17 protein-coding genes are annotated in these 16,565 nt (G+C 62.5%); 10 read left to right on the plus strand and 7 right to left on the minus strand.

What is annotated here, in order from left to right:
- Window positions 1-14: 14 nt before the first annotated feature.
- A complete protein-coding gene (locus VB672_RS09665; protein ID WP_329783972.1) occupies window positions 15-722 on the plus strand; it encodes a glutathione S-transferase N-terminal domain-containing protein in 708 nt (235 codons plus the stop codon).
- Between the two features lie 85 nt (window positions 723-807).
- Complete coding sequence (locus tag VB672_RS09670; RefSeq protein ID WP_329783973.1) at window positions 808-1,518, plus strand: DnaJ domain-containing protein; 711 nt, start codon at window positions 808-810, stop codon at window positions 1,516-1,518.
- A gap of 79 nt (window positions 1,519-1,597) precedes the next feature.
- Here the strand turns inward: VB672_RS09670 and VB672_RS09675 are convergent, their stop codons facing one another.
- Window positions 1,598-3,169, minus strand: a complete 1,572-nt coding sequence (locus VB672_RS09675) for an SPOR domain-containing protein (RefSeq protein ID WP_329783974.1) — start codon at window positions 3,167-3,169, stop codon at window positions 1,598-1,600.
- Window positions 3,170-3,306: 137 nt separating this feature from the next.
- Between VB672_RS09675 and VB672_RS09680 the strand changes: the two genes are divergently transcribed.
- The 5 genes from VB672_RS09680 (at window position 3,307) to VB672_RS09700 (ending at window position 7,883) form a co-directional block, all read left to right on the plus strand.
- Window positions 3,307-3,759: a phasin family protein gene (locus VB672_RS09680; protein ID WP_329783975.1), complete on the plus strand. Its 453-nt coding sequence runs from the start codon at window positions 3,307-3,309 to the stop codon at window positions 3,757-3,759.
- A 276-nt stretch (window positions 3,760-4,035) separates the two neighbouring features.
- The gene (gene clpS, locus VB672_RS09685) at window positions 4,036-4,428 is read left to right on the plus strand and encodes an ATP-dependent Clp protease adapter ClpS (RefSeq protein ID WP_329783976.1); all 393 of its coding nucleotides are present in this window, start codon (window positions 4,036-4,038) and stop codon (window positions 4,426-4,428) included.
- Window positions 4,429-4,457: 29 nt separating this feature from the next.
- Window positions 4,458-6,923, plus strand: coding sequence for an ATP-dependent Clp protease ATP-binding subunit ClpA (gene clpA / locus VB672_RS09690; RefSeq protein ID WP_329783977.1), 2,466 nt, complete (start codon window positions 4,458-4,460; stop codon window positions 6,921-6,923).
- On the plus strand, window positions 6,920-7,171 hold the full coding sequence (locus tag VB672_RS09695; RefSeq protein ID WP_329783978.1) for a hypothetical protein: 252 nt from the start codon (window positions 6,920-6,922) through the stop codon (window positions 7,169-7,171). Before clpA ends, VB672_RS09695 begins: the two co-directional genes overlap by 4 nt.
- Before the next feature lie 136 nt (window positions 7,172-7,307).
- Complete coding sequence (locus VB672_RS09700) at window positions 7,308-7,883, plus strand: NADPH-dependent FMN reductase (RefSeq protein ID WP_329783979.1); 576 nt, start codon at window positions 7,308-7,310, stop codon at window positions 7,881-7,883.
- Window positions 7,884-7,891: 8 nt separating this feature from the next.
- Here VB672_RS09700 and VB672_RS09705 read toward each other — a convergent pair whose 3' ends face one another.
- The 3 genes from VB672_RS09705 to VB672_RS09715 all read right to left on the minus strand — a co-directional run bounded on the left by VB672_RS09705 (window position 7,892) and on the right by VB672_RS09715 (window position 10,363).
- On the minus strand, window positions 7,892-9,067 hold the full coding sequence (locus VB672_RS09705; RefSeq protein WP_329783980.1) for a GNAT family N-acetyltransferase: 1,176 nt from the start codon (window positions 9,065-9,067) through the stop codon (window positions 7,892-7,894).
- A 76-nt stretch (window positions 9,068-9,143) separates the two neighbouring features.
- Window positions 9,144-9,896 (minus strand): glycerophosphodiester phosphodiesterase family protein, encoded by a 753-nt coding sequence (locus VB672_RS09710; RefSeq protein ID WP_329783981.1) that lies wholly within the window; start codon window positions 9,894-9,896, stop codon window positions 9,144-9,146.
- Window positions 9,893-10,363 carry a RidA family protein gene (locus VB672_RS09715; RefSeq protein WP_329783982.1) on the minus strand — a complete coding sequence of 157 codons (471 nt, stop codon included), beginning with the start codon at window positions 10,361-10,363 and terminating at the stop codon, window positions 9,893-9,895. Before VB672_RS09715 ends, VB672_RS09710 begins: the two co-directional genes overlap by 4 nt.
- A 125-nt stretch (window positions 10,364-10,488) precedes the next feature.
- On the opposite strand from VB672_RS09715, the gene VB672_RS09720 reads away from it, so the two are divergent.
- On the plus strand, window positions 10,489-11,328 hold the full coding sequence (locus VB672_RS09720; protein WP_329783983.1) for a cell envelope integrity EipB family protein: 840 nt from the start codon (window positions 10,489-10,491) through the stop codon (window positions 11,326-11,328).
- On the opposite strand, the gene VB672_RS09725 is transcribed toward VB672_RS09720, so the two are convergent.
- Together VB672_RS09725 and VB672_RS09730 are read right to left on the minus strand one after the other, a co-directional pair.
- The gene (locus VB672_RS09725) at window positions 11,325-12,593 is read right to left on the minus strand and encodes a DNA polymerase IV (RefSeq protein WP_329783984.1); all 1,269 of its coding nucleotides are present in this window, start codon (window positions 12,591-12,593) and stop codon (window positions 11,325-11,327) included. The genes VB672_RS09720 and VB672_RS09725 overlap by 4 nt on opposite strands.
- Window positions 12,594-12,605: 12 nt before the next feature.
- Window positions 12,606-12,896 carry a DUF3572 domain-containing protein gene (locus VB672_RS09730; RefSeq protein WP_329783985.1) on the minus strand — a complete coding sequence of 97 codons (291 nt, stop codon included), beginning with the start codon at window positions 12,894-12,896 and terminating at the stop codon, window positions 12,606-12,608.
- A gap of 100 nt (window positions 12,897-12,996) precedes the next feature.
- On the opposite strand from VB672_RS09730, the gene VB672_RS09735 reads away from it, so the two are divergent.
- Together VB672_RS09735 and VB672_RS09740 are read left to right on the plus strand one after the other, a co-directional pair.
- Window positions 12,997-13,380, plus strand: a complete 384-nt coding sequence (locus VB672_RS09735; RefSeq protein WP_329783986.1) for a response regulator — start codon at window positions 12,997-12,999, stop codon at window positions 13,378-13,380.
- Between the two features lie 520 nt (window positions 13,381-13,900).
- Complete coding sequence (locus tag VB672_RS09740; RefSeq protein WP_329783987.1) at window positions 13,901-15,736, plus strand: adenine deaminase; 1,836 nt, start codon at window positions 13,901-13,903, stop codon at window positions 15,734-15,736.
- Window positions 15,737-15,740: 4 nt separating this feature from the next.
- Here the strand turns inward: VB672_RS09740 and VB672_RS09745 are convergent, their stop codons facing one another.
- Window positions 15,741-16,547 (minus strand): alpha/beta hydrolase, encoded by an 807-nt coding sequence (locus tag VB672_RS09745; protein ID WP_329783988.1) that lies wholly within the window; start codon window positions 16,545-16,547, stop codon window positions 15,741-15,743.
- Between the last annotated feature and the right edge of the window lie 18 nt (window positions 16,548-16,565).

Raw genomic sequence — 16,565 nt, forward strand, 5'->3', positions numbered from 1 at the left:
ATGATGGAGTTCCCATGGCCGATCTCTCTTCCTTCCCGATTGCGACCCGCTGGCCGGCCCAGTATCCCGATCGGATCCAGCTCTACTCAACTCCCACACCCAATGGGGTGAAGGTTTCCATCATGCTTGAGGAGACCGGCCTCCCTTATGAGCCGCATTTCATCAATATCGGCCAGAACGAGACCTGGACGCCTGAATTCCTATCCTTGAACCCGAACGGCAAGATCCCGTCCATCATCGATCCCGATGGACCGGGTGGGAAGCCGCTGCCTCTGTTCGAATCCGGCGCGATCCTTCTCTATCTTGCGGAAAAGACCGGCAAGTTCCTGCCATCCGATCCTGCTCGGCGCTACGAGACCATCCAGTGGGTGTTCTTCCAGATGGCAGCCGTCGGCCCGATGTTCGGACAACTGGGTTTCTTCCACAAGTTTGCCGGGCGGGAAATCGAGGACAAGCGCCCGCTCGAACGCTACCGGAACGAATCCAAGCGTCTGCTCGGCGTGCTCGAAACGCGGCTCGAAGGTCGCGATTGGATCATGGGCGAGGAGTATACCATCGCCGATATCGCGCTGCTGGGCTGGGTCCGGAACCTGATCGGATTTTATGGCGCAGGGGAACTGGTGGGGTTCGACAGCCTGGAACGGGTGCCTGCTTGGCTGGAGCGGGGCTTGGCTCGTCCTGCCGTCCAGCGCGGCCTCGAGATCCCGAAGCGGCCTGACTAGAGATCGGCCTCCGCCACCATTCTTCGGAGATGGCAATTTACATCCGCCCCATCCCGGCCCACATCTTGGGATGGGGAAGAAAACGATGATGCTGCTTCTTGGAATCGCCGCGGTCGCCCTTCTATGGTGGCTCGCCAAAGCTTATACGCGTAGCGACACCAAGGCTCTGGCGAAGAGCCTCAAAACTCTGGCCGGCATCGCTGCGCTGGGGGCAGCCGTGCTCCTGGGCATCAAGGGCCGCTTCGACATGGCCCTTCTGCTCGGCGGCTTCGGCGCCTGGGCGCTGGGTTGGGAGGCCTTGAACCTTCCTGGGCCCTGGCGGAAATTCCAGCAGGCAACCGGCCGGTTCTCCCGCATTCGGTCGGCGATGATCGAGATGGAGATCGACCACGCGACCGGGGCTGTCGAAGGCAGCATTCTGGTCGGGGCCTTAGCGGGCCGCCGCCTCTCCAGCCTCGACCCGGAGGCCCTGCGCCGTCTCTATGACGAGTGCAGCGCCCACGATCCCCAGGGCGTCCCGCTCCTAGAGGCTTATTTTGATCGCCGGTTTGCCGGCTGGCGTGAAAACGCTCAGGGAGACCGTGACACGCGGACGCGCACCCATGCGCATTCGGGCGTAATGACGAAAGAGGAAGCCTATCAGATCCTGGGGCTTCAGCCGGGTGCGAGCCTCGACGAGATCCGAAAAGCGCATCGGACGTTGATGAAGAAACTCCATCCCGACCAAGGAGGGACGGCGTACCTCGCGGCTCGCGTGAACGAGGCGAGAGAAGTCTTGCTTGGCCGACATCGCTGATACTCCACGCGCGATCCGGTGAGTTTTCGAGCTGCGACGGCGCTAACACACGCGCCGTCGCAGAGATCTTCAGTTTGGGTCAGCCACGTGCGGCGAAGCAGTTCACGCCGCCCTTCTTGAGCTGCTTGCAAACGCTTGCGGCATCGTCGGACTCGGAGAAGCCGGAGAAACGGGCGCGGTAGAGGGTGCTGCCGTCGACCGTCACCTTCTCGGTGAACGGAGCGGCCTTGGCCAGGACTTTGCCGAACCGGTTGCGGGCGGAGTCAAGCATGGCCTTGGCTTTGTCCTCGTCGTCCGTAGCCCCGAGCTGGATGACCCAGCCAGTCACGGCCTTCTTGGGCTCGGGTGCTTCGGCCTTGGGAACGTCAGCTTTGAGCGAGGCGGTCTTGTTCGCGGCAGGCGAAGGCTCGACGGCCTTCGCCTCGATCTTGGCCTGCAGAGCAGCTTTCTGAGTGGCCGGGATCTGAGCGGGCGTCGGAAGGGCCGCATAGGCCTGAGCATTCAGGGGCAGTGGCTCCTGACCTTTCTGCCACCGCACTGAGGAAGGAGTGGTGGTCGAGCTGGCGCCGGCTGCCGAGGCGACGACCGGACGAAGGGTGTTCAGGTCGAGCGGCTTGCGTTCCGGCGCGGCCTGAGGCGTCGAGGCCTGCGCAATGGGCGCCTGAAGGGTGGCCGAAGCCACTTTCACAGGGGCTGCAATGGGAGCAGGCTCGACGGAGCGTGGTGCCGGAGCTTCGGCAACCATGGCGGGCTGGTTCTCGACCATCGCTGGCGTCGTCCGGGCGCCGGCATAGGCGCGGGGCAGATGGTTGTCGATAAGAGCCGCCATCTTCTGGTCGCGGGAAGCGCCGGAGCGGCCGCCGAGCACGACGGCGACGATGCTGCGGGTGTCGGTGTTGACCGAGGTCAGAAGGTTGAAGCCCGACAGGCGCGTATAGCCGGTCTTGATGCCATCCACGCCTTCGACCTTGCCGAGCAACCGGTTGTGGCCGCGGATGGTGCGTTTACCGTACTGGAAGGAGCGGGTCTGGAAATAGGCGAAGTACTTCGGGAAGCGGTCCTGGATGGCTCGCCCCAGGACGGACAGATCGCGGGCGGTCGTGATGTTCGGCGGCTCGTGCGGCAGGCCGTGCGGGTTGTAAAAGGCGGTCGAGCTCATGCCGAGCTCCCTGGCCTTGCGGGTCATCATCTGAGCGAAGGCATCCTCGGAACCGGCGATGTTCTCGGCCACTACGACGGACACGTCGTTGGCGGACAGGGTCACCATCGCCTTGATGGCATCGTCGACTTCGATGGTCGATCCGGGGCGCAGGCCGAGCTTGGTCGGCGGCTGGCTTGCGGCATAGGCCGAGACGGTGAGGGGCGTATCGAGGCGCATGCGGCCGCGTTCGAGCTGCTCGAACAGCAGGTAGAGGCTCATGACCTTCGTGATCGAAGCCGGGATGCGCGGCTCGTCGATGTTCTCGCCCTGCAGGATCTTGCCGGTCTTAGTGTCGACGACAATGGACGCGGCCAGGGGACTGTAACCACCACCGGACGACCTGACCTTGCGGCGCGCGGCTTCCGCCGGGGAGGTAATCGCAACGGCGACTGACGCAACGATACTAATAAGAGCCCATGTCGTTCGGCGTCCCATCCAAACCGAATTCATGCTGCAAAAATCCCTGTTTCGTTTGGTTCTAGGCCCTTGCACCCGGCTCTCTGGTAGGAACCGTTGCCGGCGCAACACATATCCTGACGGTAAGAGATCGCGGTTACGGGGCCGTTAACGGAGGAAGATCGGTTGACATGGACATTGTGCGCTGCACAATAAAACTTGACAAAATTTGTGCACTGCACATATTGAATTCGTTGGCTATCCAGTTGCGCCAACCGTCATCTAACGCCTTATTGCCGAGGTTCACAATGCTTCAGCCGTTTACCCAGATTCAGAAATTCGGCCAGGACAACCTGGATGCCACCGTAAAGGCGCTCGGCGCTTTCTCCAGCAACAGCCAGGCGATCGCAGCCGAGGCGGCAGATTTTGCCCGCAAATCCTTTGAGCAGACCTCGTCCACGGTTGAGAAGTTGCTCGGGGTGCAGACCTTGGATAAGGCTGTTGAAATCCAGGCCGCCTACGTGAAAGGCGCTTATGACAGCCTCGTCAGCCAGACGGCCAAGATGGGTGCGCTTTACTCGGCCCTCGCGACGGAGACGGTCAAGCCTTACGAGGGGCTCCTCTCCAAGGCCACGGCTGCGTAAGGCGGCTGACAGCCAGATCCTCTCTCACGGAGCGCCCGGGCATGTCCCGGGCGTTTTGCATTGGGGCTGCCATGCATCCAGAGCTTGGCTTCCCGCTTGGCCGCTCGCGCAGGATTGACCAAGATGTCGCTCTTTCCATCAGGGCTGCGACCACCCATCTGGTTGATCTAGCGAACCGAATGGAGCGACTATACATTTGGCTTGGTGCCGGCGGCTCGAAACAGGAAGGGCCGGAGGCCGAGGGCCAAGAATAGAAGAAGGGGCGGTCGTCCGATTATGCTGCGGTTAGCTCAAGGTACTTTGACCCAGTCGGAGTTACGTCCGATTTCCGCTGCCGGCGGGTCACAGCCTCCTGGAGGCGATGATGGCGGTCGCTCGAATACGGCCATCATCACGAAAACCAAACCGCGCACGAAACGGCCGAACCTTTACCGCGTTCTCCTCTTGAACGATGATTACACCCCGATGGAGTTCGTGGTGCACGTGCTGGAGCGGTTCTTCAACAAGAACCGCGAGGATGCGACCCGGATCATGTTGCACGTACACCAGAACGGCGTGGGGGAATGTGGAGTTTTTACTTACGAAGTTGCTGAGACGAAGGTGACCCAGGTCATGGACTTTGCCCGGAAGCACCAGCACCCTCTGCAATGTGTCATGGAAAAGAATTAGCCGAGCCCCGTCTCATAAAGGACAAGCCTTTGCCGAGCTTTTCTCGCAGTCTTGAACAAGCCCTTCACCGAGCCCTCGCTCTCGCAGGCGAGCGCCGGCATGAATACGCAACCCTCGAACACCTCCTCCTGGCGCTAATCGACGACCAGGATGCCGCGGCCGTCATGCGGGCCTGCAATGTCGACATCGAAGTTCTCCGCCGGAATCTGGTCGATTACGTCGACAGCGAACTCGCCAATCTCGTGGCTGACGGGCGCCAGGACTCAAAGCCGACGGCCGGCTTCCAGCGCGTGATCCAGCGGGCGGTGATCCACGTCCAATCGTCCGGTCGCGACGAAGTGACCGGCGCGAACGTGCTTGTGGCCATCTTCGCCGAGCGCGAGAGCCATGCCGCCTACTTCCTGCAGGAGCAGGACATGACCCGTTACGACGCGGTCAACTACATCAGCCACGGGATCGCCAAGCGCCCCGGCCTCACCGAGAGCCGCTCGCCGCGCGGATCCGAGGAGGAATCCTCGACCGAGCGTCCGACCCAGGACGAGAGCGATGCGCGGGGTAAGAAAAAAGGCGATGCGCTCGAAGCTTACTGCGTCAATCTCAACAAAAAGGCGAAGGAAGGCCGGATCGATCCGCTGATCGGGCGCGAATCCGAGGTGCAGCGCACCATTCAGGTCCTGTGCCGCCGGCAGAAGAACAACCCGCTCCTCGTCGGCGAGCCCGGCGTCGGCAAGACCGCCATCGCGGAGGGGCTTGCCCGCAAGATCGTCCAGGGCGAGGTGCCGGAGGTTCTGAAGGGCGCTACCGTCTTCTCCCTCGACATGGGCACGCTCCTGGCCGGCACCCGCTACCGCGGCGACTTCGAAGAGCGCCTGAAGCAGGTCATGAAGGAGATCGAGGCGCACCCGAACGCCATCATGTTCATCGACGAGATCCATACGGTGATCGGCGCCGGTGCCACCTCTGGCGGTGCGATGGACGCTTCTAACCTACTGAAGCCGGCCCTGGCTCAGGGCAGCCTCCGCTGCATCGGCTCCACCACCTACAAGGAATACCGCCAGTATTTCGAGAAGGACCGGGCCCTCGTGCGCCGTTTCCAGAAGATCGACGTCAACGAGCCTTCGGTGCCGGATGCCATCGAGATCGTGAAGGGCCTGAAGCCCTATTTCGAGGACTTCCACAAGCTCAAGTATACCAACGACGCCGTGAAGGCGGCCGTGGAACTGTCGGCTCGCTACATCAATGACCGCAAGCTGCCGGACAAGGCGATCGACGTGATCGACGAGACCGGCGCGTCCCAGATGCTCCTGCCCGAAGGCCGTCGCAAGAAGACCATCGGCATCAAGGAGATCGAGGCGACCATCGCCACGATGGCCCGCATCCCGCCCAAGACCGTATCGAAGGACGATGCGGAGGTTCTCGCCCACCTTCAGGACACCCTGAAGCGGGTGGTCTACGGCCAGGACAAGGCCATCGAGGCCCTGTCCTCGGCGATCAAGCTGGCGCGTGCTGGCCTGCGCGATGCGGAAAAGCCGATCGGCTCGTACCTGTTTGCCGGCCCCACAGGCGTCGGCAAGACCGAGGTCGCCAAGCAGCTGGCCACTTCGCTCGGAGTCGAGCTCCTGCGCTTCGACATGTCGGAGTACATGGAGCGCCATACCGTCAGCCGCCTCATCGGCGCCCCTCCCGGCTATGTGGGCTTCGACCAGGGCGGCCTCCTGACGGACGGCGTCGACCAGCATCCGCATTGCGTGCTCCTGCTCGACGAAATCGAGAAGGCCCATCCGGATCTGTTCAACATCCTGCTCCAGGTCATGGACCACGGAAAGCTGACGGATCATAACGGCAAGCAGGTCGATTTCCGCAACGTGATCATCATCATGACCACGAACGCGGGCGCCGCCGACATGGCCCGTCCGGCCTACGGCTTCACCCGAACCAAGCGTGAAGGTGACGATACGGAAGCGATCAACAAGCTGTTCACGCCCGAGTTCCGCAACCGTCTCGATGCGGTCATCTCCTTCGCTCATCTGCCGAAGGAAGTGGTGCAGAAGGTGGTCGACAAGTTCGTCATGCAGCTCGACGCGCAGCTTGCCGACCGCAACGTCTCGATCGAGCTCACCGACGAGGCGCGCGACTGGCTGGTCGAGCACGGATATGACGAGGCCATGGGTGCCCGCCCGATGGGTCGCCTGATCCAGTCGACCATCAAGACGCCGCTGGCGGATGAGGTCCTCTTCGGACGCCTGAAAAATGGCGGAGCCGTCCGCGTGGTGGTCAAAACGGACGAAATCGGCCTGCAGAACCTCGGCTTCGAATACGTCGACGGTCCGGTGAAGCCGAAGCCCGAAAAGGACGTCACGAATGCCGCCAAGAAGAAGCCCAAGGCCAAGACCGCTTCTTCGAAGTCGAAAAAGGCGGTGAAACCGAAAGGATCCGATGGTAATGGGGGCGGAGGTGTCCGCACCGTTCCGAAAGTTCCATTGGTTAGAGCATGACGAGTGAGATTCACGAGGGACCCCTGGAGGCGTCCCGGACCTTGGACGCTCCGGCGAAGCTGTCCTGGCGCGAGAAGCGCTACCAGCGTCGACGCCGGCGTGTCTGGTTCGAGGAATTGCTGGGCTGGATCCTCGTGCCGTTGATCGTCTTCGGCTGCTACTGGCTGTTGACCATCGGCCTGAACGCAGTCGGCACCTCGCCGGCTGCGATCATGGAAGGCATCGACGCGATCATCTCCAGTCTCTGAGGTCAACCGGGTTTCGACCCAGCCTGTCTTTCAAGCCGCACCGGGTCACCGCCGGTGCGGCTTGACGTTTTGAAGAGCGGCTTTCAGCCCGCGACCTGCGTCCAGGGTTGAGCGCCTGACCATCAACGGGATCGACGTGACGAAACTGATCGGCATTTCGGGAAGCCTGCGCCAGGCCTCGTACAACTCCACCCTCCTGCGGAACGCTGCGGGCCTGATGCCCGCGAACGCGGAGCTCGTCATCGAAACGATCCGTGGAATCCCGCTCTACGATGGCGACGTCGAGATCAATGAAGGAATTCCGCCGCGGGTGACCGAGTTGAAGGAGGCCATCGCGTCCGCGGACGGCCTTTTGCTCGTCACGCCAGAGTACAACAACTCCATTCCGGGCGTGTTCAAGAATGCCATCGATTGGCTCTCCCGGCCGGACACGGACATCAAGCGTGTTTTCGGCAACAAGCCGGTCGCCATCATCGGCGCCTCGCCCGGGAGCTTCGGGACGATCCTGTCCCAGACCGCATGGCTTCCGGTCCTGCGGACGCTCAGAGCGGATTTCTGGGCCGGAGGGCGCCTGATGGTGTCCCGGGCACAAACGGTCTTCAACCAGGACGGCACCTTCGCAGATCAGAAGATCGAGGAGCAGCTGCGCCGATATCTCGAAAGCTTTACCGCCTATATTCGCGCTTCCCGGCAGAGCGCGACGGCGCCTTGAGCCGATTTCTAGTCCTCATCCCGGTGCCGGAACGGGGTGGCTGCCGCCAATTCCTCGGAGGCCTCGGACACATAAAGTCGCTCCTGATCGAGATACGCTTGAACGGCTCTGCGCAGGGAAGGGTCGGCGATGTCGTGTGCCGAAGACGTGATGACGGGCTTGTAGCCCCGTGCGAGCTTGTGCTCTCCCTGAGCGCCGGCTTCCACCCGGTCCAAGCCGCGGGCGATGGCGAATTCGATGGCCTGATAGTAGCAAACCTCGAAGTGCAGGAAGGGATGATCCTCGATGCATCCCCAGTTGCGTCCATAGAGCCGCTTATCCCCGATGAAGTTGATCGCGCCCGCGATATGGCGCCCATTGCGCTTCGCCATGACGAGCAGGACCCGGTCGGCCATGCGTTCGCCGATGAGGGAGAAGAAGCGGCGGTTAAGATAGGGCCGGCCCCACTTGCGCGATCCCGTATCCATGTAGAAGGCAAAAAAGGCGTCCCAATGCGCCTCCGTGATGTCGCGTCCGGTAACCCACTCGATGGAAATGCCGTTCGCCAGGGCGTCACGCCGCTCACGCCGGATTGCCTTGCGTTTGCGCGAGGCCAGCATGCCGAGAAAATCGTCGAAGCTGCCGTAGCGGTCATTGAACCAATGGAACTGCTGATCGTCCCTCTGCAGGAACCTCTCTGACATCAGCGCTTTGAGGTCCGCTTCCTGCAAGAAGGTGGCGTGAATGGACGAGGCGCCGGTCTGGTCTCTCAAGGCCCTCAGGCCAGCAACCAAGTAGGAGCGGATCTCTGCCGCATGTGGCCCGTTCGGAGCGAGGAGGCGAGGGCCCGTGACCGGCGTGAACGGAACTGCGACCTGGAGTTTTGGGTAATAGCGCCCGCCGGCGCGCGTATACGCATCGGCCCAGGAGTGATCGAACACGTACTCGCCCATGGAATGGGACTTCAGATAGCAGGGGGCAGCCCCGAGGAGCCTCTCCGTCTCGTCCTCGACGAGAACATGAAGCGGCGCCCAGCCGGTCTTCGCCCCGACGCAGCCGGAATCCTCCAAGGCTGACAGGAATGCGTGAGACACAAACGGGTTGTACGGATCGTCGTCGCCGGAGCCGGTATTGACGGCGCAGGCATCCCAGTCGGCAGCGGAGACCGCGTTCAGGCCTTGGGCGATTTTGACTTGGAAGGTCACTGGGGGCAGGGATCTCGCCGTTCAGGCTTAAGAGCTAATCGCTCGGCGAGATCCTTGCAACCGCTGCGGCAAGGCGTCAGGGCAGGAAGCCCTCGAAGACCATCTGGTCGGCGTGCTTCTCGGCGTGAGAGCGGTCCTCGGGCGTCCGCACCGTCCAGGTCATCACCGGCAGGCTGCTCAGGATCCTGCTGAGATGGGTCGACGCGCAGGGGATGTCCTTCACGCGCCAGGACAGGAAGTGTGGCTGCATCTCTTCGAAGTCCAGCAGGTTCGCCATGCGGTGCTTCTTTTCAGGCGTCAGGAAGCTGTCAGCCTTCGAGGCGTATTCCAACTCGCCGATGAAGCCGCGCGTGATATCAGGCGCATGCTGGCGCAGAAACGCCACGATGTCGGGGTCGAACGACTTCACCACGAAGGGGCCGCTATAACCTGCCAGGATCTCGATGACGCGCTTGGTCAACCGCATGTCGCCGTTGAACCTGCTCTTGATCTCGACGATCAAGGGCGTGCGTCCGGCGATCGTGCCGAGATAGCGCGTGAATGCCGGAATTTTGTCCCCGCCCTTGGCGCCGGCGATCTCGATCCCACTCAGCTCCGAAAGCTTGCGCTCGGCCACGAGACCGGTCTGGCCTGTAAGGCGATCGAGTTCGAAGTCGTGAAACACGATGGCTTCGTTATCGGCAGTCAGCTGGACGTCGAGCTCGATCGGGAAGCTCCGCGCGATGGCGGCTTCCGCAGCCGAGATCGTGTTCTCGATGATGCCTTCGGCTTTGTTGTGGAGGCCGCGATGGGCGATGGGCTTCGCGACGAGCCAGCTCGGGGTGCTCATTGGACCTCAAACATTCCTTCGACTTCGACACAGGCATCAAGCGGCAGCTCCGCGACCCCGACGGTGGAACGGGCATGGCGGCCCGCGTCGCCTAAGGCCTCGACCATCAGGTCGGAGGCGCCGTTCATCACGGGGGCAAGAGCCGCGAAGGTCGGCACGGCGTTGATGAAGCCGCCGAGGCGCACGCAGCGCGTGACCCGGTCGAGATCACCCACAGCGGCCTTGAGCTGGGCGAGCAGGTTGATCGCGCAAAGGCGTGCCGCCTCCTGGCCGACTTCGGGAGAGATCTCGGCCCCTAGCTTCCCTTTGTGCGCGTCGGAAAGCTTGCCGTCGAGGCCGAGGCAGAGCTGCCCGGAAATGACGATCAGGTTTCCGGTTCGGACGAACGGGACGTAATTTGCAACCGGCGTGGCCGGGGTTGGAAGCGTGATACCCAATTCCTGAAGTTTCTTGTCCACAGCGCTCATGGAGGCCTCGTTTTGTGACATCATCCGGACGGAGTAGTGGCGGATGAGCCGTAAGGACGCAAGCGAGAACATTGCTCTGTTCGCAGGAGGGTCCTATCTTGGCTCGCGTCGGATCGGGAGAAGATATGCGTTTCCTCGTTGTAGCCTGTGGCCTGTCCATCGCCCTGCTTGACCCCGTCTTTGCGGAAACGCCGAAGCCTTCGGTTCAACTGGTGCCTCACAGGGCTGTCTATGACCTCTCGCTGCTGCGGGCCGGCGGTTCCAATGGCGTTGATAACGCCACGGGGCGGATCGCCATGGAGTTCGGCGGCGATGCCTGCGACGGCTACACGCTCAAGTACCGGCAGGTCACCATCCTCAACAGCAGCGAGTCCGGCTCGAACACGCTCGATATCCAGACCGCAACCTATGAGACCGGCGATGGCCGCTCCATGCACTTCAAGTCTACGTCGTTCCGGCAGGGCATGATCAAGGACGGCGAAGTCGACGGGGACGCCAGGCTCACACCCCAGGGGAACCTCAACGTCGACCTGAAACAGCCTAAGAGAAAGGCGTTCGAAGCCGCAGGCGAGACGGTGTTTCCAACGGAGCATCTCAAGCGTCTGATCGAGGCGGGGCGCCGGGGGGACAGTACCCTGTCGGTGAAGGTCTATGACGGATCCAACAAGGGCGACAAAGTTTATGACACTCTTGGTCTGATCGGGCGCAGGATCGAGCCGGGAGCGGCCGCGGCGTCCCTCGAGGACGTCACCCAGGGCGAAAAGCTCGCCTCGGTGGCGCGGTGGCCTGTCACCATCAGCTACTTCGAGGAAGGGAAAGCCGACAGGACGCCCGTCTACACGATCTCGTTCGAACTCTACGAGAACGGCGTCAGCCGTGCCCTGAAACTCGATTACGGCGATTTCGCCTTGAGGGGCGACCTCAAGAGCCTGGACGTTCAAGCGCCCAGCCCCTGCCAGCGCTAAGGTTTGCGCAGCACGATCCCCTTTTGCACGGCATTCGCCCCAAACTTGTCGCGGAGTTTGTCGATGGCCGCCTCCATGTGGGCCTGGCGCACGACACTTTGATCCGCCAGGTCGCCCTTGTCCGCATCTGCCGCATCACAGAGGTCGGCCGCGCCGATCCCGATGAGGCGGAAGGCCGTTCCGTCGCAGGCGCCTTTCAGCAGCTGTCGGGCCGGGTCGAAGAGGCGAGCTGCGAGCTGGGTGGGCGCCAAGCCCGAGCGCGTCCGGGTCAGAAGCCGGAATTCCTTGTCCTTCAGTTTCAAAGTTACGCTCTGACCGGCAAGGCCCGATGCCTTGAGACGGCGCGAAACCTTTTCGGAGAGCCGCCACAGGATCGGTTCCAGATCTTCGAACGACCGCAGATCCGTCTCGAAGGTTGTTTCCGCCGAGATGCTCTTGGTCTCCCGCTCCGGGTTGACCGAGCGGCGGTCCTCGCCCCAAGCGAGGCGTGAGAGGCGTTGCGAGTCGCGGCCGAGGGCTTCGAACAGGATCTTCAGCGACACGTCGCGCAGGTGGGCGATCTGGGTCACGCCGACCTTTGCGAGCCTGTTCTGGGCTGAGGCCCCGATCCCGGGGATGATCCCAACCGGTTTGTCGGCGAGGAAGTCCGCCGCCTCCTCGCGCCCGATAATGGAGAAGCCCCGCGGCTTCCGGAGGTCGGAGGCGATCTTGGCCAGGAACTTGTTGTAGGAGAGCCCGACCGAGATGGTGATCCCGATTTCCTTCTCCACCTTGTGGGCGAAGCGGGCGAGGGTCAGAGCAGGGCTGCCGTGATGCAGCCGCTCCGTGCCGGTCAGATCGAGAAAGGCCTCGTCGATGGAGACAGGCTCGACCAGCGGGGTCAGCTCCCGCATCAGCTGGCGCACCTCGCGGCCTGCCTTGCTGTACTTCTCTCCGTTGGGCTTGATCACGGTGGCTTGGGGGCAAAGCTTGAGCGCCTGGAACATGGGCATGGCCGAGCGCACGCCGTAGGTGCGCGCCACATAGCAGGCGGTGGAGACGACCCCGCGCTTGCCGCCGCCGATGATCACCGGCTTGTCGGCCAGGCTCGGATCATCCCGCTTTTCCACAGCCGCGAAGAAGGCGTCGCAATCCACGTGGGCGATCGAGAGGCTGTCGCGCTCCTTGTGCCGAAGAAGACGAGGGGACCCGCAGGCCGAGCACCGTTCCGCCAGGAAACTGGCGGAAAGCGTCAGGCAGTCACGGCAAAAGGGCGCTTCGCTCATGGGCGATCGGGGTTATTCGAACTCGGACGGGGAGAGGGTCCAGTGGGCCTCCATGATGTGCTCGGGCTTGGTGTTCAGCTCCTTGGCCAGCGCAACCAGCAGCGGCTCGTCGGCGACGACGTAATCCAGGATCCCGGCAAAGAAGCCGGGAGACGAGGCTGCCGATCGGATGGTATCCGGTTGCAGGCCGGAGACGGCCAGGAAGCGCTCGAGACGCTCCTCATCGCTCGTCAGGAAGGAAAAAGCCTGGAGTGCGACATTTTCGGCCTCCTCGCGGGTAACTCTTTTTAAGGGAGTGTTCATTCTGTCAGTTTGCATTTCATCAATAGGTTTGCACCTAACTATACCATCAAATGAACCATTGGGCCGGTGAAGTACATCCGGAGCCCCGGGGAAAGCAGCCATGACGAAGACTGTGCTCATCGTTGAGGACAATGAACTCAACATGAAGCTCTTCAACGACCTGCTCGAGGCCCATGGCTATGCGACTCTGAAGACCAGCCACGGCATCGAGGCAATGGAGCTGGCGCGGGCCCATAAGCCGGATCTGATCCTCATGGACATCCAGCTGCCCGAGGTTTCGGGCCTCGAGGTGACCCGCTGGCTCAAGGCCGACGAGGAGCTCAAATCGATCCCCGTCATCGCCATCACGGCTTTCGCCATGAAAGGCGATGAGGAGCGGATCAGGGAAGGGGGCTGCGAGGCCTACATGTCGAAACCGATCTCCGTTTCCAAGTTCATCGCCACCGTGAAAACCTACCTGGAGGCGGACGGCAAGTCCTCATGACTGGGCCGAATCCATGGCGGAACCCGAGCCGAAGCTTCAAGAGACGGATTCATGTTCTTGAGATGACTTGGCTTTAACTTTTTTGGGAAAACGCCGTTTTTTGGCCACATGGGCGCTTGCATCACTCCATGTTTCCTATACGTTCAGCCCAAGTCTCCGCCTTCGAGCGGAAGTAATGCCCTACGGATGCTCAGGTCCGCCGCATCTCCTGGGAGTTCGGGGGCTCGGCCAGCTTGGGGGCAGATCGTTGCCTCCTCAACGCTGTCCCCAGCTGGCCACCAATCTCACTTTCCTAACTGCAGGCGCCGCAAGGCGCCTTTTGTTTTGGCTCCAGCCCTCGTTGCAGAAAGCCAGGCTCATCGTCCTCCAGCGAATCGGCTTGTTTTCCTATCTATCGCGGTGATCAATGGCCAAAATGCGTGCCGTTGCGGAAATTGGCCGAGAGCGATCCGATCCAAGGTGCGGTTCCAATTCGGCCCTGCTACCTTGAGGCAACAACGTCCAAACGGGATGAGGGATCATGGATCATCGTACACCTTCGCTGCCGCCCAAGACGGCGCTGACCCGCTTCTCCGTGGCTCCCCTGTCGACCATGACCCGGCGCCTCGCCGACGTCGCCTCGGGACGAGTTTCCGCCGATCTGGTGATCACAGGCGCCCGGGTGCTCTCGACCTACAGTGAGCGTATTGCCCCGGAGCGGGAGATCTGGATCGTGGGCGGTCGCATCGCCGCCGTGAAGCCTGCAGGGGCTTACCGGCAGGTCAACGGCGCGCCCGGCCAGATCTATGACGCGAAGGGCGGGATCGTCGCGCCGGGTCTCGTCGACCCGCACATCCATATCGAGAGCAGCATGATCACCGCCTGTGCCTATGCGGAGGCGGCGCTGCTCAACGGCACGACGACGATCTTCTGCGACAGCCACGAGATCGGCAACGTCATGGATGCTGCCGGCATCGAGATGATGTTGGAAGATGCGCGTCACGCGCCGCTCTCCATCTTTCTCACGGTGCCGAGTACGGTGCCGGCCACCTCGCCGGAGCTGGAAACCGCCGGTGGAGACCTCACCCCTGACAAGATCGCCGCTCTTTTCGACCGCTGGCCCGAAGCGGCTGCGCTCGGCGAGAAGATGGATTTCGTGCCCGTCACCATGGGCGACGAGAGGAGCCATGCGATTCTGGCGGCCGCCCTGGAACGCGGGAAGCCGGTCTCGGGCCACATCTACGGCCGCGAGTTCGTGGCGGCCTATGCGGCAAGCGGCGTCACGGACACGCATGAAGCCATCGACCGGGACATCGCCGACGACCTGCTCGATGCCGGTGTGTGGATCTTCCTGCGCGGGGGGCCGCCCACCACCCCGTGGCATTCGCTCCCTGAGGCCATCAAGACCATCACCGAGCTGAGCTCCTCCCACAAGCGCATCTGCGTCTGTACCGACGATCGCGACGCCGACGACCTGATGATGTTCGGCATGGACTGGGTGACGCGCGAGGCGCGCCGCGCAGGCATGAGCCGCGAGCAGGCCTGGAGCATGGGTTCGCTGCACCCGGCTACGCGCTTCGGCATGGAGGGCGAGATCGGCGGCCTCGGTGGCGGACGCCGCGCGGATGTGGTGCTGCTCAACGATGGTCTCGAGGTGCAGAACACCTGGTACGGCGGCGAGCTCGTGGTTGAAAGCAAGAAGATCACACCGGTGCTCGAGGAGGCGCTCTCCAACCGCTATCGCTATCCCGCCCAGGCGTACCGTACAGTCCATATTTCGAAGCGCCCGAAGCTCATCCCGGACCTGCCCACCTCGACGTGCGATGCGAATGTGATCCGTGTCGCGTTGCCGGGCATCGTGCTCTTCCATGACAAGGTGCGGCTCGAGCCCGGGAAGGATTGGGACACGCTGCTCGCCCGGAACGATCTCACCTTCGTGTCCGTCATCGAGCGCCACGGCCGCACCGCCGGCGTCGCCCATGGGTTGCTCAAGGACTTCGGCCTCAAGAGCGGCGCGGTCGCCAGCAGCGTCGGGCACGACTCCCATAACCTGATCGTGTCGGGAACGAACGAGGGCGACATGCAGGTGGCTCTCGATGCTATCATCGAGGTGCAGGGCGGCGTCTGCGTGGTCGATCAGGGCAAGGTCGTCGCCATGGTGCCGCTGCCCATCGCCGGACTCCTCTCCGACAAGCGGGTGACGGAGGTCGCCGAGGAGACCCGTGCCCTGAAGGCAGCATGGGACAAGGCAGGCTGCAAGATCCCCTATATGGGCTTCAACCTCATCCCGCTTTCGGTCATCCCGGAAATCCGGATCACCGACAAGGGGCTCGTCCTCGTGCCGGAGATGGAGCTGGTGCCGCTCTACGAGGTGTGAGCGTTCAGGGTGAGGCGGCCTCGAATTGTGCCACCGCCTCACGCACTGCGGACACGAAGGCCGGGTGATCATAGAGGTCATTATGACCGGCATCGGCGATTGTCCGGTCCAGGACGAGATTAGGGATGACGCTTCGCAGGGGCTCGCTGCGACGCGCCGGAACGATGGTGTCTCGGCCCGCCACGATCATTGCGGTCGGCGTCCGCTGGTCCTTCACCAGATCGATGACAGGCATCTGATGGCGCAGGAGCAGTCCCGTTGGTGCCCAGGCAAAATGCTCCTTCGCCAATGCCTTCAATGAATCGAAGGGCGTGACGAGGATCAATCCGTTCACGGGACGATGGCGCGCCAGATAGGACGCCACGCCGCTGCCGATGCTTAGGCCTATGGCGATGAGGGGACGTGTGCGCTCCTGCTGGAGATGATCGAAGATCGTCAGAGAATCCGCCAGCAAGGCCCTCGCGCTCGGCTCGCCGCTGCTTGGAGGATAGCCGCGGTAATGGAAGGCGATTACCTCACGATCCGGGAAGAGCCCATGAAGATAAAGCGCTACGGCAGCCGCATTCCAGGCATTGCCGCCGAAGCCGAGCAGGCAAGGCTTCGACTGGGATGAAGTCCCGAGCCGCACCCCGATGAGGCGATCGCCGTCAGGGGTCGTCACATCCAGCCTCTCGGCTGAAGGCGGAAGGGGCGGCTGGTTGGCAGCCGCAACCTGCACCGGGAAGAGCATTTTCGTCTGGAGCAGCGCCGCAAGCAGCACAAAACCTGCATAGACGCATGCGATGCCGAGAATGACGGTAACAAGCCACATGGATGCCGACCTGGATTT

It is taken from the genome of Microvirga sp. CF3016 (genome assembly GCF_036314085.1).
In the GTDB taxonomy this organism is placed as follows: Bacteria; Pseudomonadota; Alphaproteobacteria; order Rhizobiales; family Beijerinckiaceae; genus Microvirga.

Excerpts from the sequence above, each read along its gene's own strand:
- clpS (WP_329783976.1), top strand. The coding sequence starts at position 4,036 with ATGCTGCGGTTAGCTCAAGGTACTTTGACCCAGTCGGAGTTACGTCCG.
- VB672_RS09725 (WP_329783984.1), bottom strand. The coding sequence starts at position 12,593 with ATGAGCGAAGCGCCCTTTTGCCGTGACTGCCTGACGCTTTCCGCCAGT.
- VB672_RS09740 (WP_329783987.1), top strand. The coding sequence starts at position 13,901 with ATGGATCATCGTACACCTTCGCTGCCGCCCAAGACGGCGCTGACCCGC.
- VB672_RS09695 (WP_329783978.1), top strand. The coding sequence starts at position 6,920 with ATGACGAGTGAGATTCACGAGGGACCCCTGGAGGCGTCCCGGACCTTG.
- VB672_RS09720 (WP_329783983.1), top strand. The coding sequence starts at position 10,489 with ATGCGTTTCCTCGTTGTAGCCTGTGGCCTGTCCATCGCCCTGCTTGAC.
- VB672_RS09710 (WP_329783981.1), bottom strand. The coding sequence starts at position 9,896 with ATGAGCACCCCGAGCTGGCTCGTCGCGAAGCCCATCGCCCATCGCGGC.
- VB672_RS09735 (WP_329783986.1), top strand. The coding sequence starts at position 12,997 with ATGACGAAGACTGTGCTCATCGTTGAGGACAATGAACTCAACATGAAG.
- VB672_RS09675 (WP_329783974.1), bottom strand. The coding sequence starts at position 3,169 with ATGAATTCGGTTTGGATGGGACGCCGAACGACATGGGCTCTTATTAGT.
- VB672_RS09665 (WP_329783972.1), top strand. The coding sequence starts at position 15 with ATGGCCGATCTCTCTTCCTTCCCGATTGCGACCCGCTGGCCGGCCCAG.
- VB672_RS09730 (WP_329783985.1), bottom strand. The coding sequence starts at position 12,896 with ATGAACACTCCCTTAAAAAGAGTTACCCGCGAGGAGGCCGAAAATGTC.
- VB672_RS09745 (WP_329783988.1), bottom strand. The coding sequence starts at position 16,547 with ATGTGGCTTGTTACCGTCATTCTCGGCATCGCATGCGTCTATGCAGGT.
- VB672_RS09670 (WP_329783973.1), top strand. The coding sequence starts at position 808 with ATGATGCTGCTTCTTGGAATCGCCGCGGTCGCCCTTCTATGGTGGCTC.
- VB672_RS09715 (WP_329783982.1), bottom strand. The coding sequence starts at position 10,363 with ATGAGCGCTGTGGACAAGAAACTTCAGGAATTGGGTATCACGCTTCCA.
- VB672_RS09680 (WP_329783975.1), top strand. The coding sequence starts at position 3,307 with ATGGACATTGTGCGCTGCACAATAAAACTTGACAAAATTTGTGCACTG.